Consider the following 15,944-nt stretch of genomic DNA (forward strand, 5'->3'; position numbering starts at 1 on the left):
AGAGTACTTTAACCAATCAACTTCATACTCGTGCGAATTGTTGGCGAGCATTCTCAAAATCATAGGAAATAACGTGCTCCCTTTTCTCGACCTCATTTATCTCGGCGCCATGATGTCGGCAAACATCATGCTGCAGCACCCTCAAGAATTCACCTTCCCTCCCCAGCGAGAAGCAATCACCGCCGTTAAGCTCCACCGGGAATGGTGGCGCGACGAAGGAAAGGGTAAATGCTATTTCACCGGGGTGATGGTGCCCTTTGTGCGCGACTGGCCTCAAACCGTAAAACACGGTGGGGGCAATGAGACGGTACTTCCCCCTGAGCCAGATAAAACCGCGGGCCACGCGTTCTTGTCGACCCAGAAGTTCTGCCAGGGCAAGCCTATGGAGAAAATCTTTCGTGCTGGCTTCATCTACCGCGTCAAGCCCGAGGGGCAAAGCGCAAAACAGTTTCCAGCCTATGACATGCTGGCCGAGAAGCCAGAAAATTACCCGAACTGGTTGGCTCAGGTCGTGAGCCGAGTGGAGCGGGTCGCTCTGACTGACCCAGCAGCTAAAGAATTCATGGACGTAAGCGTTGAGCAACTCGAAAAAGCATTTCCTAACCGAATCAAAACTCGTGAGGCGGCTGAGGCCGGGGCCGCCTCGAGACCTGCTTCGGATTCTTCACCGCCTGTGCTTGTTCCCCCGTTGACATTAGCCGAACCTCCTCAGGTCAAGGAAGTTGAATCTCACCATTAACGACGTTGATGGCCGCGAGGACGATTGGCATGGGGCTGCGCAAGTTTGGATAAGACTGGCACTGCCACTATAGCTGTGTTTGCATACAGTAATGCGCCGTGAGTTCCTGTTGGCCCCTGCGCCTTTGCTGGCCGACTGCCACGAGATTATGGATACCGCCATCGCCCTGATGGGCCGCTCTGCCAACGGCTGGATGGAATGCAAGACCGAACAGGGCCAGAGGTTGGACGACGCGAAGCGGCAAACCGTGTCCGCCCTTGGCTGACGATTTGCTACGTTTTTAGTAGCTGCCCGCGCACGTTCTGCTTGGGCTAGAGGCCGATTTGACTCATAAGCCGCCGTGGACCACGACAAACTCCAACGCTTTTGTCATACATAAAGAGGCCGCGTATGTTGTCTGTTCGTTTGCCTGATCCGCTAGAAAGCCTGCTCGCCGCGTATTGCGAATCAGCAGGCCTGAGCAAGTCGGCGGTGGTGCAAGCGGCACTGAAAAAACACCTCAAAAAATTAGCCCCAGGCCTTGCGGCTGCCAGCGGTACCAAACGCGCCACCCAAGATCCTTTTTTGGCTTTGCTCGGTAGCGGCAATCGCAAGTACAGCACCGACCAAATCATGCGCATGACGCGCGCAGACGACTGGAACCAGCCGTGATTTTGGTGGACTCCAACATCTGGATCGACCTGATCCAGGAAGACCCCGTTTGGCTGGACTGGTCGCTGGCGCAGGTGCCTTCATCCACCGCTTTGGCTCCAGCCTTAACGGCCATGTGCACTTCCATGTCTGTGTTGTCGATGGGGTGTTTGAGGAAGTGCCGGGCGACGTGATTTTCCACCCGGCCAGCGCTATCGATAAGACCACCGTGGCCCAGGTACAGGCCACCTTGCGCAGTCGCATCCTGCGCGCCTTCGTGGGCCGGGGCCTGCTGGAGAGTTTCGACGCCAAAGACATGCTGGGCTACCAGCACAGCGGGTTTTCGGTCGATGCCGGTGTGTGTATTGAGGCACACGACCGCGCCGCCCTGGAGCGGCTGCTGCGGTACTGCGCCCGCCCGCCGTTTGCCATGGATCGATTGCGTAAAGAGGGCGCATCCCTGGTCTACCGCTGCGCCAAGCAGCACAGTGAGCCAGGCAGTGACAAGCGTGGTGCCCGGGTGGACGAGCTGATCCTCACGCCGCTGGAGCTGATCGATCGCATTGCGGCGCTGGTGCCACCGCCGCGCACGCACCGCCATCGCTATTTTGGCGTGCTGGCACCGAACTCGCCGCTCAGGGCTGCGGTGACGGCCATGGCCCAACCGCCCACCAGGCAAACCGAGCCATCCAACATGAGCGAGGGTGCATCTGCAGTGGTGGCACTGGGCCATGCCATCCCAACCACCCCCGAACCCGCGCCACCCAAACGTTCACCGGCGCATTACCTGTGGGCGGTGTTGATCGCCCGCATCTACGAAGTGTTCCCGCTCTCGTGCCCGCTGTGCGGTGGTCAGATGCGCCTGATAGCCTTCATTACCGAGGGCGTGCAGATCAGACGGATTCTGGAGCACATCGGTGTCGACTCGGAGCCCCCACACATATTCCCGGCGCGCGGGCCGCCGCTGTGGGATGACGGTGGTGATGCGCAGATGGATGAGGCGGTGCAGGTTGAGCCCGACTGGGATCTGGCAGCACAACCGGCACCGGACTTTGAGGCTGATCAGCGCATCAGTTGGTGAGCGGGCTGGACTTGGGGTTTTGCCAAAACGGTGACTCAGCCTCGCTGTGGGGGCGGCCTGCGCGCGTGGCACGACTAAAGCGCAATTGTGCACAGCGGCCCCGCCAGTGGGCGGCTGCGAACACTCAAGCTAAACAGTCAAGGGGCTTTCGCAAGCCCAGAACCCGTGCAATACTTGCTCGTATGTGGTTGAATTTCCTATCCGTCAGGGCCAGCCAGTCGGGTTCGCCGTCGTTGTCTTTGCCACGCGCGCTGGCCATCTCAAACGAAGAAAACTGGCTCTCGGCAATCTGCCCCAGCGGAATATTGTCCTGCACCAGTTCGCGCAGCTGGTTCACATAGGCGCGGCGGTGCGCCTCGGATTCAGCCACATCAACAAACAATTGACCGCGCTGCAAGATGACCTGCTCCAAGTCAGCCTGGGTGCGCACCACATAGCCTTTGGGCGCCAATAACACCCCGCCCGCGTCGCGCAGCGAAAAAGGCAACGGAAAACCGATGCGGATAGCGTCCGTGCTGACAGTGACTAGATTCATAAAGTGGGCAAATTATGCCCACACGCGTGGGCCTCCGTGCGTCGGAGCTTACGGCATCGTTGCAGCGTCGAACTGAAGCCGCTCGCAGACGGGGTTGCCCTGTCAGTATTCAGTGGCTTTTACCTGCCGGATTGGGTTGGACGCCTGTAACTGGCGGGACGTCAGTGGACGCTGTGCTGGCGGTGGCGTTGAAGCGTCTTGGAGGGACATTCGCCAAAAAGCGCTTGGTAATGGCTCGCAAAATGACCGAAATGCCAGAAGCCGAACTCAGTGGCGGCTTCGGTGACCTGGGTGACGCTTTTCAGTCGGCGGCGCACGGCGTTGAGCCGCATGGTGGTGAGCCAGGTCAGGGGGCCCATGCCCCAGGTGGCCTGGAAGGCGTTTTGCAGTGTGCGGCGGCTCACGCCCATGGTTTTGCAAATTTCCCCAATGGAAGGGGCTTCGTTCAGGCGGTTTGACACCATTTCTGAGACTTTGTTGACGAGAGCCGTCTGGGCGGCGGTCGCTCTGGCGTTGCCGACCGATACGCCGGCGTCTTGCGGCGCCATGGCAGCAACCACGTGATCAATCAGTTGGGTGCGCGCCTGACGGCGCAGGGGCGCGCTGTGGGTCAGGCTGTGCACCAGACTGGAGCGGTCGTGCGGGAGTGACATGATTTGAAACAGTCCCGTCAGCAGGCTGCGCAGCTTGTCAATGGCGTCGGCATCGGGCTGCAGCAGGCCTGCGCTCGCCAAGTGCGGTTCGTTGCCAACTCCGTTGGCTGTTGCGCCCAGGTGGGCTTCATAAAGCGCCCGGTCTATTTCGATGCCAATCATCACGTGGCGCTGGGGCGAGCGAAATTCAAAGCCGTTGTCGCCCGAGAAAACGTGCAGCGACTGCTGGGTGGCGCGGCGTCCGCAGAATTGCGCGTCGCCTTCAACCAGCAGCGGCACGCCAATGGCAAAGACCTCGCGTCGAACCCACCCAGCCTGGTAAACCGACTGGTGCAGGTCTTCGATGAACAGGCCCATCCCGTCGAGCTGGAGGCGCCGAACACTGCCGTCAAAAGCCCCCCGCGAGAGCTGAAGGTAGCGTTGGTTCCAGCCTTGTAAGGCGGCAGCCTGTTCGTCGATGTCGCCAAAGTGCGCCGTGGTGCAGCCGCCCGACGACGGCGTTGTCAGGGACGAAGGGCGCACCGGAATGGGGGGCATGCAAGGGATCATGGTTTAAACAAGCAAAGCCTATGCCATCCAGTCTATGTCATTCAGACAGCCCGGCTGAAGACTGTTTAGCCAGGTTGATCTGTTTGTGTTCGATTGCCAAAACGGGATAGCGCGGGTTATTTAACGCTGGTGGAATGCGCCAATGCCTAGCCTACCGGGGCATTGGTCCATGGACTCCTCTGGAGTCCGTGTTCGGTCGACTGAAACGCGACGAGGAGCTCTACGTATGACACGTTCTACCGGGCGCAAGCCACCGCACAGGCGCTTTGCAATGGCCCTGAAGGCTGACTCAAGAGGACGCCATGTCCAGCGCTAAGCCGCTTCGACTGCCTGCGGTATTGCAGGGTTATGTTCGCTTGGTGGAGCGCCTGAACTACCGGGTGGGTCGCGTGGCGATGTACCTGCTGCTCGTGCTGATTGGCATCTTGCTTTACTCATCTTTCTCGAAGGTGTTCATGCAGCCCGCGCTGTGGACTATGGAAATGGCACAGTTCACGATGGTGGCCTATTTTTTCTTGGGGGGTCCCTATGCCATGCAGATGGGCAGCAACGTTCGTATGGATCTTTTTTATGCGAGTTGGACGCCCCGCACGCGCGCTTGGGTGGATGCGGTAACTGTTTTGTTTTTGATGTTCTATTTGGGCGTGGTGTTGTACGGCGGGATTGGCAGCCTGAGCTACGCCATCGAATACGGCGAAACCAACCCCACGGCTTGGCGGCCCTACACCTGGCCGATCAAGTCGCTGATGTGCATTGCGCTGGTGCTGATGATTCTGCAGGCATCTGCTGAGTTCTTGAAGGATATTTCTCGGATTCGAGAGGAGACAGAGTAATGTCCTACGAAATGATTGCGCTGATGATGTTTTCATCGCTCATGCTGCTGCTCTTTACTGGGCAGAGGGTGTTCGCAGCGATTGGGTTTGTTGCAGTTGTCGCGTCCATCATGCTATGGGGAGTAGGTGGGGTAGACATTGCGTTTACGTCCGCTATCAAGCTCATGAAGTGGTATCCGCTTTTGACCTTGCCCATGTTCATTTTCATGGGTTATATCTTGTCGGAAAGTCGCATTGCGGAAGACCTCTACAAGATGTTTCATGTCTGGTTCGGTGGGCTCAGTGGTGGGCTCGCCATCGGTACCATCGGCCTGATGGTGCTGATTTCGGCCATGAACGGCTTGTCGGTGGCCGGCATGGCGATTGGCGCCACCATTGCGCTGCCCGAATTGCTGCGACGGGGCTACGACAAGCGCATGGTCTCTGGCGTCATTCAAGCAGGGTCTTCGCTGGGCATATTGGTTCCGCCCTCGGTCGTGCTGGTGCTGTACGCGATGATCGCCCGCCAGCCGGTAGGTCAGCTTTGGCTGGCGGGGCTGATTCCGGGTTTGATGATGGCGTTGATGTTTGTCGTCTACATCGTGATCCGTTGCAAACTCAATCCAGCACTCGGGCCGGCGCTGAGCCCTGAGGAGCGTAACGTGCCGCGGCGCGAAAAGTGGTTACTGCTGGGCGCAGGCCTGCTGCCAGTGCTGATTTTCTTCACCATGATGTTGCCCTTCGTTAAAGGCTGGACCAGCTTGGTCGAGAGCTCAGCGATTGGTGCTCTGGCGGCTTTATTGGCGGCCTTTCTCAAGGGGCGATTGAGTTGGAAGGTGTTTGAAACCGCAGTCCGTCAGACGTTGGGAATTTCCTGCATGTTCATGTGGATCATCTTGGCCGCCCTGTGCTTTGGCGCGGTGTTTGATGGCCTGGGTGCCGGCAAAGCCATTGAGGCCCTGTTCATCGGGCAGCTGGAGTTGAGCCCTTGGCAGGTGCTGATTCTGATGCAGCTCTCCTACTTGGTGCTGGGTACGTTTTTGGACGATACCGCGATGCTGGTCATCGTGGCACCTCTGTATGTGCCGCTGGTGGGTGCGCTGGGCTTTGACTTGATTTGGTATGGCGTGCTCTACACCATCACGTGCCAGATTGCCTACATGACGCCTCCCTTTGGCTACAACTTGTTTCTGATGCGCGCGATGGCGCCACCAGAAATCACAATCCGCGATATTTACGCCTCGGTCTGGCCCTTTGTTGGGGTGATGGTGTTGGCGCTGATCATCATCATGACCTTTCCACAGATCGCCCTCTGGTTACCGAACTACGTGTATGGCGATTAAGGCCATGTGGTGCTGAACTTTTGACACCGTCCCGGGCTTGTTGCCCATAACCTTGTAGGAGAAACTGATGAACTCTAGGCGTGAATTTGTAAAGAAAGCCGGGATGGCCGGCGCCGTGGCGGCCGCCACGGTCGCCCCTGCTGTGCATGCGCAATCGCCCAAGATTCGCTGGCGTATGCAAACCTATGCCGGCGCGGCCTTGGGTCAGCATGTGATCAAGCCGGCGGTGGATGCGTTCAATCTGGCAGCCAATGGCCAGATGGTGATTGAGTTGTCGTACGCCGACCAGCTCGTGCCCACGGGGGAGCTGTTTCGCGCCATGCAACGCGGCACCATTGATTGCGTCCAGTCGGACGATGACAGCATGGCTTCGCCCACCGAGGTCACTGTGTTTGGCGGGTACTTTCCGTTTGCCAGCCGCTACAGCCTGGATGTACCCGTGCTCTTTCATCAATACGGGCTGGGTGAAATTTGGGCTACGGAATACGCCAAGCTGGGCGTGAAACACATTTCTGCAGGCTCCTGGGACCCTTGCAACTTTGCGACCAAAAAGCCCATCAACAGCCTGAAGGACCTGAAGGGCAAAAAGATTTTCACTTTTCCCACGGCAGGCCGTTTTCTGAAGCAGTTTGGTGTGGTGCCGGTAACACTGCCCTATGAAGATGTCGAGGTGGCCATGCAGACCGGTGAGCTTGATGGTGTGGCCTGGTCAGGCATTACCGAAGATTACACCGTGGGCTGGGCCAAAGTGACGGGGCACTTTCTCACCAACAACATCTCGGGCGCCTGGATTGGGTCATTCTTTGCCAACATGAACAGCTGGAACAAGGTGCCACCGCATTTGCAGCAATTGCTTCGCCTGGCATTCGACAGCTCCCATTACTACCGTCAGCACTGGTACTGGGGCGGTGAGGCCAAGCTGCGGGTGGAAGGCACGCAGATGAAGCTCACCACGATTCCTGATGCCGAATGGAAGACGGTTGAGGTGGCGGGGCGCAAGTTTTGGGATGAGATCGCCAAAGAAAGCCCGACCAAGGCCAAAGTTGTGGCCATTTTGAAACGCTACAACGCCGTCATGGAAAAAGCGGGGCAGCCTTACCGATATTGAGATAGCGCTGGGCCTTGGATTGCGCTTGGCGTGACAAGGCCCAGGTTTTTTGCAAATGAGTCACCGGCAGGACTGCCGCTGAGCGTGGGGGCTGGGTTGAGCCCTTTTCGCACCAAGATTAACGTCTCTAACTGTCAGAATTTTTTCCGATCACTTGAGCCGCGCTGAGCTGGGCGGCTTTATGAGACCACGGTTCATGAGCTACTCGCATACTGTCAATGCCCAGCGCTACACCTTTACTGATTTGCGCGACCTGATGGCCTGCGCCACACCGCTGCGTTCGGGCGACCAGCTGGCGGGCGTTTCGGCCAAGAGCGATGCCGAGCGCATTGCCGCCCAAATGGCACTCGCTGATATCCCGCTGCGCGTGTTTCTCAATGAGGCGGTGGTGCCCTACGAGACCGACGCGGTCACGCGTCTGATCATCGACACCCACGACGCCAGCGCATTCTCTTCAGTGTCCTACCTCACTGTGGGTGATTTTCGGAACTGGCTCCTGTCAGATGCCGCAAGCACTGAAGCGCTGACCGCGCTTGCGCCAGGCCTCACGCCAGAGATGGTGGCCGCGGTGTCGAAGATTTGCCGTTTGCAAGACCTGATTCTTATTGCTCGCAAATGTCGCGTGGTGACACGCTTTCGCAGCACGATTGGCTTGCCGGGCCGCTTGTCCACACGATTGCAGCCGAATCACCCGACCGACAACCTGTCGGGGATTGCGGCCAGCCTGCTGGATGGGTTGATGCATGGTTCGGGCGACGCCGTGATCGGCATCAATCCGGCGACCGACAATGTGCCGCAGGCGATGCGCTTGTTGCGGATGCTCGACGGCGTGATAGAGCACTACGGCATACCGACCCAAAGCTGCGTGCTAACCCATGTGACCAACACCCTGCAGGCGATAGAGCGCGGTGCGCCGGTTGACTTGGTTTTTCAATCAGTGGGGGGCACTGAAGGCACCAATCTCAGCTTTGGTGTGGACTTGGCGGTGCTGCAAGAGGCCCGCGAGGCAGCCTTGTCACTGAAGCGCGGTGCCGTGTTTAGCGATGGTGCGCGGGGTGACCATGTGATGTATTTCGAGACCGGGCAAGGCAGTGCGCTGTCGGCCAGGGCCAACGGGGGCTGCGACCAGCAAACGATCGAAGCGCGTGCCTATGGCGTGGCGCGGCACTTTAAGCCCTTGCTGGTCAATACCGTGGTGGGTTTCATCGGGCCCGAGTACCTGTTTAGTGGCAAACAAATCATTCGTGCCGGCCTGGAAGACCATTTTTGCGGCAAGTTGCTGGGCTTGCCGATGGGTTGCGATATTTGCTACACCAACCATGCGGAGGCGGATGGCGATGACATGGACGCCTTGATGATGATGCTGGGTGTCGCGGGCTGCAACTTCATCATGGGCATGCCGGGCTCAGACGACATCATGCTCAATTACCAAAGCACCTCGTTTCACGATGCGCTGGTGTTGCGCGAGGTGCTGGGTTTGCGTGCGGCACCCGAATTTGACGCATGGCTGCAGACAACTGGAATTTTCGAAGCCGGCGAAGGCTCGCGTCTGAGTGGCGCCGTCCCTGATGTCTTTGCACTCGTGCTCGGCCGGCTGGAGGCACCATGAGTGATGCACCTGTTCAACCCGGGTTGCAGAGCACACCGGCAGAGACGGTCTCCGCCGGGACAACGCCAGCCACCTGGGGCGTGTTGAGGCGCTTCACTGACGCGCGCATCGCATTGGGACGGGCGGGGCGCAGCCTTCCAACGGCCCCCCACTTGGCTTTTCAGCTTGCCCACGCGCAAGCGCGTGATGCGGTGCACCTGCCGTTTGACGCGCAGGGTGTGGCTTCCAGAATCCAGGCCCTTGGGCTGCAGACGCTCTCTTTGCACAGCGCCGCAGCCGACCGTGCCGTCTATTTGCAGCGGCCGGACCTGGGTCGGCATTTGGACGACGTATCGCGTGTCCAGCTCGAGGCACGCCGGGCAACGCCGGCACCAGAGTACGCCTATGACCTGGCGTTTGTGGTGGCCGACGGCCTGTCGGCGTTGGCCATTCACGAAAACGCCGCACCTTTGATAGCAGCCACGCTCGCGCGCCTGCAAGACGCTTCGCCGCTCTGGGCCGTTGCGCCCGTGGTGTTGGTTGAACAGGCGCGCGTGGCAGTGGGCGACGAGGTCGGCGCTGGTCTGGGCGCGCGTTGCGTGGTGGTGCTGATTGGCGAGCGGCCGGGCCTGAGCTCGCCTAACAGCATGGGCCTGTACCTGACCTGGCATCCGCAACCCGGGCTGACCGACGAGCGCCGAAATTGCATTTCCAATGTGCGCTCAGCCGGCCTGCCAGCCGACGCGGCCGCAGCCAAGCTGGTGCACCTGTTGCAGGCCGCCAGGACGCTTCAGCTCACGGGTGTGGGGTTGAAAGACACCCAGGATCAAGGTGCTCCAACGCTTGATGCCTCAGCAGAGCGAGGCCGCAACTTCTTGCTGGGCCAATGAGAGCACCGTTCCCCAAAGCCGGGCTGCGAAGCGCGTCTGGCCGACCTCAGGCCGTGTTGGCCATCACCACGCGGTTGCGGCCCAGGCGCTTGGCTTGGTACAGCGCTTCGTCGGCCAACCTGATCAGGTGGTCGCGGTCTTCACCGGCGCCGGGGTGGCCGGTGGCCACGCCCAAGCTCAGGGTGAGCACGGGGGCCACGGGCGACGCGGCATGCGGTATTTGCTCGGCTTGCATCGCACCCAGCACGGCGGCAGCCGTCTCTGAAGCCTGCTGCGCGGAGGCACCGGACAGCACCACCACAAATTCTTCACCGCCGTAGCGCGCCGCCAACTCGCCAGAGCGCCGAATGGTGACGCGCAACAACGCGCCCAGTTGGCGCAGGCAGGCATCGCCCTGCTGATGCCCGTAGTGGTCGTTGTAATTTTTGAAGTGGTCGACGTCCACCATGATGACCGCCAATGACGTGCCCTGGCGCACAGCACGTTGCCACTCCTCGGAAAAGTACTGGTCAAACCGACGGCGGTTGGCCAGTCCCGTCAGCTCATCGGTGGTACTCAGGGTCTCCAGTTGCCGGTTGGCCGCTTCAAGTTCAGCTGTGCGCAGGCGTACTTTTTCTTCCAGTAATGCTTTGGCCGTGGTGAGCTCGGCGCGCAAGTCATGCTGTTTTTGCAGCTCGGTTTGCATGTGACGCGAATAGCGCCAGCCCGCCCACAGCAGCAGCAGCACGGCCGCCAAGCGCAGTGCCAACGCGGCTTGACGAAGCCGGTTCTGTTGCTGCGCGGTGTTGGCCAGTTCAATGGTCAGCGCGCCCACCGCGGCCTCGCTGTTGATTTCATAAATTTTGAGCGCCATCACATAGTCGCCTGTCAGAAAGGCTTGACGGGCGTCAGCCCATTGGTCTTGGCGCATGAGCGCCAGCGCCTGGCTTTCTTGGGCGCGCAGCGCAAGCTGCTCTTCTCGCAAGGCATCTATTTCACTGGCCAGCATCATGTGCGCTGAGAGCGCTTGCACGCCCAGCATGGTGGCATCCAGTTCGGCCTGCACCGACGGGTAGCTGGCGGCGCGCAAGCTGTTTTCTTCAATCACGGCGGTGGTGATCAAGTGCGTCAGCGACTGGTTCAAGCGAACCATGCGCTCCAATCCCACTTGGATTTGCCGGTCTTTTTCGTGGGTTTGCTCGCTTTCAAGGTCCACATACAGCCCCACGCCGATGCTGATCAACAAAATCAGCACGGCCAGGTAAAGCCCGCCCAGAACACGCATGTCGGTGCCCGGTGCCGTCAGTCAATGACCTTGTCAGCCCGCGCCAGTAGCTCGGGTGGCATGCTGACACCCTGGGCCCGGGCGGCCCGGGTATTGATAACGAGGCTGAACTTCTCAACGGGGCCCCACGGCACGTCCCCCGGCTTGATGCCCTTGAGCACCAACGCCGCTTTGCGGCCCGCCGAATAACCCACCAAAAAATAGTCCAAGCCATAGGCCATCATGGCACCCCGCGCCACGCTGTCCGTGTCGCCGGCAAACAGCGCAATCTTGTGTTGGTTGCACACCTGCACCAGCGCTTCCAGATTGGCCACTGTGGTGTTGTCCGAGGTGATGGTGATGGCCTGTACCTTGCCCACCAGGCTGGCGGCTGCTTCGCCCACCTCACTGCTGCGCTTGATGGTCACCTCCAGCAGCGTCAGCCCCAAGCCCTTGGCGGTGTCGCGCATGATTTGGATGTGAGACAACGAGTTGCTCTCTTGGGGGTTGTAAATGGTGCCCCAGGTCTTGGCTTTCGGCACCGCCCGCGCGTAGGTTTCAAACTGCAGCCGCACCGGCCACGGGTCGCTCAGCCCGGTCACGTGCGTGCCCGTCTTTTGACCCGGGGCGCTGTTGGCCGGCACCAAGCCAGCGCGCACCGGGTCCGTGACCGACGAAAAAATCAGGGCGATCTGGCTGCCGGTGCGCATGACCGCCTGCGCGGTGGGGGTGGCAATGGCGTGAATCAAGTCGGGCTTTTCAGCCACCAGCTCCCGGGCAATGGTGTCAGCCGTGGCCATGTCGCCTTGTGCGTTGCGGCGCAGGTAGGTCACATTCACACCCTCCTTGAACCCGGCACTGGCCAGGCCGGCCTCAAACCCTTTTTCGTCGGCGTCCAAGGCCGCATGCGACACGATTTTGGTGACGCCAATGCGGTACATCCTTTGGGTTTGAGCCCATGACGTCGCCGGGGCCAGCACGGTGGCGATGGTCAGCGCCAAGAGCTGACGGCGTGGTGTCAGGTGCATGTGGGCCGGCGACGAGCGGTGGTGAGATGGCATGAAGGAGGTCCCCTGGCGCTTGAAGTTGGTATTTTTTGGATGATGCCACATGAAAAATTGACGCTCAATCCGGGTTGCGGCACGTCCGTGTTTCGGTGTCGCCGCGCGTCCAGCAGGGGCTGGCGGTGGTGGTGTCGGGCGTGGGAATGCCTTGCAGGTCAATGCGCGCCACCCGCGTGTCAAAGGCTTGCACCCCCGCCGCATCGAGTTGAAGGCGCAGCACCCAGCCCACCCGCTGCTTGTCGTTGTCGGTTTCCTTCATCACAAAGTTGCCGACGCTGTAGACAATGGGTTTGCCACGGTAATGCTCAATGTCTTGGGTCACATGCGGATGACCCCCGATGACCACATCGGCGCCGGCATCAACCATGGTGCGGGCGAGTTGGCGTTGACGGGCGTTGGCCAAAGGCTCGTTTTCCCAACCCCAGTGCATCACGGGAATCACCACATCGGCCTGGTGCACCGTGCGTGCCGCACGGATGTCCCGCACGACCTGCTCGTCTTCACTCCAAGCCGAACCGGGGGCGTTGCTGTCGGCTTCAAAGCTGCGTGGCATGAATTCGTGGAGCCATCATTGAACCCAGCGCCGGGCGCATGACACTGGGCCAGGATGTAATTTATGACAACGGCTGGAAAGTGGCCGACCTGCGGGCGCTTCGGCGCGACCGCATCGGCTTTATCTTTCAGGCACCCTACCTGATCCCGTTTCTGGATGTGACCGACAACGTGGCCTTGCTGCCCATGCTGGCGGGCGTGGCTAACCCGGCGGCCCGTGCGCGGGCGCTGGAGCTACTGACGGCACTGGACGTGCAGCACCGCGCCAAAGCCCAGCCGTCGCAGCTTTCGGGTGGCGAGCAGCAGCGGGTGTCGATTGCCCGGGCCCTGGCCAACCGCCCGCCAGTGATATTGGCCGATGAGCCGACTGCGCCGCTGGACAGCGAACGCGCTTTGGGCGTGATGCGCATCCTGAATCAGATGGCGCGCCAGTTTCAGGCCGCCATCATTGTGGTGACACACGATGAAAAGATCATTCCCACCTTCAAGCGGATTTACCACATCCGTGACGGACAGACGGTGGAAGAAGCCGGCGAAGGCCGTGCGCTGGATTAAGCGCTGACCCGCAAGATCAATCGAACGACGGCACCTCGGGCTTGGCCACTGGCTTGCCGGCCGCCGCCCAGGCATCAAAACCACCGACGATGGACTGCACATTGAGGTAACCCATGTCATGCAGGGCCACCGCAGCCAGCGCAGCGCGGCCACTGGTTTTGCAGTACAGCACCACTTTCAGGTCACGCGCTTGCAGGGCCGGGTATATTTGCAGGCCATCCAAATTGCAGCATGTATCGGGACGCTCGTCTACATCGGGTACGACTACTTGACCTTACCCTCGCTCTGGCTGGATTTACTCGGGTGGCGCCTGTTCGCGGTCTTCTGCGCAATCACCTCCCTCGTTCTTTTCCTGCGTAAGCGCCTATCTGCGCTGACTGCCTTCGCGATTTTCTACCTGGTTACCTCGTTCTACCTTGGTCGCTTCGCTTCGCTTCCCTTTTCGATGACCCCATTCAGTTGACCGCGTGGAACATGAACACTGGTGCTGCCATGTTTCTCATCCCGTTAGCGCTTATGACCTTCCCTACGCCGCCATTTCGCACCTGCGGCCATCGCAGCCGTCTGCTTCACCGACCCCGAGGTCGTGGTCGCAGGGCTTGCGCCTGCGGACGCGGCCAAGGCCGGGCTGGACTGCATCACAGCGCAGTTCCCGTTCGCGGCGAACGGCCGCGCGATGACGCTGGAGTCCACCGACGGCTTTGTGCGCGTCGTGGCACGGCGCGACAACCACCGCATCGTCGGCTGGCAGGCGGTGGGGGCGGGCGTGTCGGAGCTCTCCACCGCCTTCTCGCACTCGCTGGAGATGGGGGCTACGTTGGAAGACGTGGCGGGCACCATCCACGCCCATCCGACCTTGGGTGAGGCGGTGCAAGAGGCGGCGATGCGGGCGCTGGGGCATGCGCTGCATATTTGACGCAACCGGGGTTAGGAGTAAAACTGGCCTCTAGCCCCCATGCAATATGCGTTGCGTGCTATTAGTTTAGGAGTGAACGGTGGCTGTGCAGGGCTAAGCCAATACCCGGTTTGCTGGATATAAACTCAGTATCATCAGGCACCCAGCCCATGCTGGCACTGCCCCATGCCCGCCACTGCACGCCCAACGCACTCGCATTCAAACGCGCCCGGGCAAGCGGGTGCAAAGACAAAGCTCTACAACCCGCGCCACCCCGAGCGGACTCTGCTCTACCAAACCATCGCCGAACACTTCGAGACTTGGCATGAACTTGCCAGCGCAGGCCAGTTCGACGGGCAGGGCGACCATCGCACCCCCAAGCCCTACGTCCGCCAGGCCTTTCGCAAATACCTCGAATGCGGCATCTTTGCCCACGGCTTTGCCAGGGCGTGGTGTGATGACTGCGGGCACGACTACTTCGTCGCCTATTCCTGCAAAGGCCGAGGCGTCTGCCCCTCGTGCAACACGCGGCGCATGGTGGAGACAGCGGCACACTTAACGGATCACGTCTTCCCCCGCCTTCCGGTGCGCCAGTGGGTGCTCTCCGTCCCGAAGCGACTGCGCTACTTCATGCAGCGTGACGGGGCAGTGCTCAACATGGTGCTGCGCATCTTCCTACGCGTTATTGCGCAAAGCCTGCAGGCCCACTGCGCAGGTGTGGCCCAGGTGGACAGGGCTACCCTGCACATTGGCGCAGTCGCCTTCATCCACCGCTTTGGCTCCAGCCTTAACGGCCATGTGCACTTCCATGTCTGTGTTGTCGATGGGGTGTTTGAGGAAGTGCCGGGCGACGTGATTTTCCACCCGGCCAGCGCTATCGATAAGACCACCGTGGCCCAGGTACAGGCCACCTTGCGCAGTCGCATCCTGCGCGCCTTCGTGGGCCGGGGCCTGCTGGAGAGTTTCGACGCCAAAGACATGCTGGGCTACCAGCACAGCGGGTTTTCGGTCGATGCCGGTGTGTGTATTGAGGCACACGACCGCGCCGCCCTGGAGCGGCTGCTGCGGTACTGCGCCCGCCCGCCGTTTGCCATGGATCGATTGCGTAAAGAGGGCGCATCCCTGGTCTACCGCTGCGCCAAGCAGCACAGTGAGCCAGGCAGTGACAAGCGTGGTGCCCGGGTGGACGAGCTGATCCTCACGCCGCTGGAGCTGATCGATCGCATTGCGGCGCTGGTGCCACCGCCGCGCACGCACCGCCATCGCTATTTTGGCGTGCTGGCACCGAACTCGCCGCTCAGGGCTGCGGTGACGGCCATGGCCCAACCGCCCACCAGGCAAACCGAGCCATCCAACATGAGCGAGGGTGCATCTGCAGTGGTGGCACTGGGCCATGCCATCCCAACCACCCCCGAACCCGCGCCACCCAAACGTTCACCGGCGCATTACCTGTGGGCGGTGTTGATCGCCCGCATCTACGAAGTGTTCCCGCTCTCGTGCCCGCTGTGCGGTGGTCAGATGCGCCTGATAGCCTTCATTACCGAGGGCGTGCAGATCAGACGGATTCTGGAGCACATCGGTGTCGACTCGGAGCCCCCACACATATTCCCGGCGCGCGGGCCGCCGCTGTGGGATGACGGTGGTGATGCGCAGATGGATGAGGCGGTGCAGGTTGAGCCCGACTGGGATCTGGCAGCACAACCGGCA

14 protein-coding genes and 4 pseudogenes are annotated in these 15,944 nt (G+C 60.6%); 12 read left to right on the top strand and 6 right to left on the bottom strand.

The window, feature by feature from the left end; translation table 11 throughout:
- Positions 1–73: 73 nt before the first annotated feature.
- From BLL52_RS13855 to BLL52_RS13865, 4 genes and pseudogenes are all read left to right on the top strand, one after another.
- On the top strand, positions 74–739 hold the full coding sequence (locus BLL52_RS13855; RefSeq protein ID WP_206744494.1) for a hypothetical protein: 666 nt from the start codon (positions 74–76) through the stop codon (positions 737–739).
- A 91-nt stretch (positions 740–830) separates the two neighbouring features.
- Positions 831–1,004 (top strand): DUF4357 domain-containing protein, encoded by a 174-nt coding sequence (locus BLL52_RS20800; RefSeq protein WP_156876222.1) that lies wholly within the window; start codon positions 831–833, stop codon positions 1,002–1,004.
- Between the two features lie 125 nt (positions 1,005–1,129).
- Positions 1,130–1,390, top strand: a complete 261-nt coding sequence (locus BLL52_RS13860; RefSeq protein WP_075587292.1) for a ribbon-helix-helix domain-containing protein — start codon at positions 1,130–1,132, stop codon at positions 1,388–1,390.
- A gap of 13 nt (positions 1,391–1,403) precedes the next feature.
- Positions 1,404–2,450: pseudogene (locus BLL52_RS13865) on the top strand (transposase); the annotation flags it as partial.
- A gap of 124 nt (positions 2,451–2,574) precedes the next feature.
- Here the strand turns inward: BLL52_RS13865 and BLL52_RS13870 are convergent.
- On the bottom strand, positions 2,575–2,985 hold the full coding sequence (locus BLL52_RS13870) for a hypothetical protein (RefSeq protein WP_075587294.1): 411 nt from the start codon (positions 2,983–2,985) through the stop codon (positions 2,575–2,577).
- A 161-nt stretch (positions 2,986–3,146) separates the two neighbouring features.
- The gene (locus BLL52_RS13875; protein WP_075587295.1) at positions 3,147–4,175 is read right to left on the bottom strand and encodes a helix-turn-helix domain-containing protein; all 1,029 of its coding nucleotides are present in this window, start codon (positions 4,173–4,175) and stop codon (positions 3,147–3,149) included.
- Between the two features lie 314 nt (positions 4,176–4,489).
- Here BLL52_RS13875 and BLL52_RS13880 point away from each other — a divergent pair, with 314 nt between their 5' ends.
- From BLL52_RS13880 to eutC, 5 genes are all read left to right on the top strand, one after another.
- The gene (locus tag BLL52_RS13880) at positions 4,490–5,020 is read left to right on the top strand and encodes a TRAP transporter small permease subunit (protein ID WP_075587296.1); all 531 of its coding nucleotides are present in this window, start codon (positions 4,490–4,492) and stop codon (positions 5,018–5,020) included.
- Positions 5,020–6,342: a TRAP transporter large permease gene (locus tag BLL52_RS13885; RefSeq protein ID WP_075587297.1), complete on the top strand. Its 1,323-nt coding sequence runs from the start codon at positions 5,020–5,022 to the stop codon at positions 6,340–6,342. Before BLL52_RS13880 ends, BLL52_RS13885 begins: the two co-directional genes overlap by 1 nt.
- A gap of 67 nt (positions 6,343–6,409) precedes the next feature.
- Positions 6,410–7,450, top strand: a complete 1,041-nt coding sequence (locus BLL52_RS13890; protein ID WP_075587298.1) for a TRAP transporter substrate-binding protein — start codon at positions 6,410–6,412, stop codon at positions 7,448–7,450.
- Between the two features lie 196 nt (positions 7,451–7,646).
- Complete coding sequence (locus tag BLL52_RS13895) at positions 7,647–9,059, top strand: ethanolamine ammonia-lyase subunit EutB (RefSeq protein WP_075587304.1); 1,413 nt, start codon at positions 7,647–7,649, stop codon at positions 9,057–9,059.
- Entirely contained in the window at positions 9,056–9,928 is an 873-nt protein-coding gene (gene eutC, locus BLL52_RS13900) for an ethanolamine ammonia-lyase subunit EutC (RefSeq protein WP_083633968.1), read from the top strand. Before BLL52_RS13895 ends, eutC begins: the two co-directional genes overlap by 4 nt.
- Before the next feature lie 46 nt (positions 9,929–9,974).
- On the opposite strand, the gene BLL52_RS13905 is transcribed toward eutC, so the two are convergent.
- The 3 genes from BLL52_RS13905 to BLL52_RS13915 all read right to left on the bottom strand — a co-directional run bounded on the left by BLL52_RS13905 (position 9,975) and on the right by BLL52_RS13915 (position 12,788).
- Positions 9,975–11,192 carry a GGDEF domain-containing protein gene (locus BLL52_RS13905; RefSeq protein ID WP_075587299.1) on the bottom strand — a complete coding sequence of 406 codons (1,218 nt, stop codon included), beginning with the start codon at positions 11,190–11,192 and terminating at the stop codon, positions 9,975–9,977.
- A gap of 17 nt (positions 11,193–11,209) precedes the next feature.
- Complete coding sequence (locus tag BLL52_RS13910) at positions 11,210–12,232, bottom strand: ABC transporter substrate-binding protein (RefSeq protein ID WP_083633973.1); 1,023 nt, start codon at positions 12,230–12,232, stop codon at positions 11,210–11,212.
- 64 nt (positions 12,233–12,296) lie between these two features.
- Complete coding sequence (locus BLL52_RS13915; RefSeq protein WP_083633969.1) at positions 12,297–12,788, bottom strand: CapA family protein; 492 nt, start codon at positions 12,786–12,788, stop codon at positions 12,297–12,299.
- Positions 12,789–12,796: 8 nt separating this feature from the next.
- Here BLL52_RS13915 and BLL52_RS13920 point away from each other — a divergent pair.
- Positions 12,797–13,342: pseudogene (locus BLL52_RS13920) on the top strand (ATP-binding cassette domain-containing protein); the annotation flags it as partial.
- A gap of 16 nt (positions 13,343–13,358) precedes the next feature.
- Here the strand turns inward: BLL52_RS13920 and BLL52_RS13925 are convergent.
- A pseudogene (locus tag BLL52_RS13925) lies at positions 13,359–13,544 on the bottom strand (rhodanese-like domain-containing protein); the annotation flags it as partial.
- Between the two features lie 327 nt (positions 13,545–13,871).
- Between BLL52_RS13925 and BLL52_RS13930 the strand changes: the two are divergent.
- Together BLL52_RS13930 and BLL52_RS13935 are read left to right on the top strand one after the other, a co-directional pair.
- Positions 13,872–14,258, top strand: a pseudogene (locus BLL52_RS13930) (dihydrolipoyl dehydrogenase); the annotation flags it as partial.
- A gap of 165 nt (positions 14,259–14,423) precedes the next feature.
- A partial coding sequence (locus BLL52_RS13935) for a transposase (protein WP_075587301.1) occupies positions 14,424–15,944 on the top strand: 1,521 nt, incomplete at its 3' end.

The sequence above is a fragment of the Rhodoferax antarcticus ANT.BR genome (assembly GCF_001938565.1).
Classification (GTDB): Bacteria; Pseudomonadota; Gammaproteobacteria; order Burkholderiales; family Burkholderiaceae_C; genus Rhodoferax; species Rhodoferax antarcticus.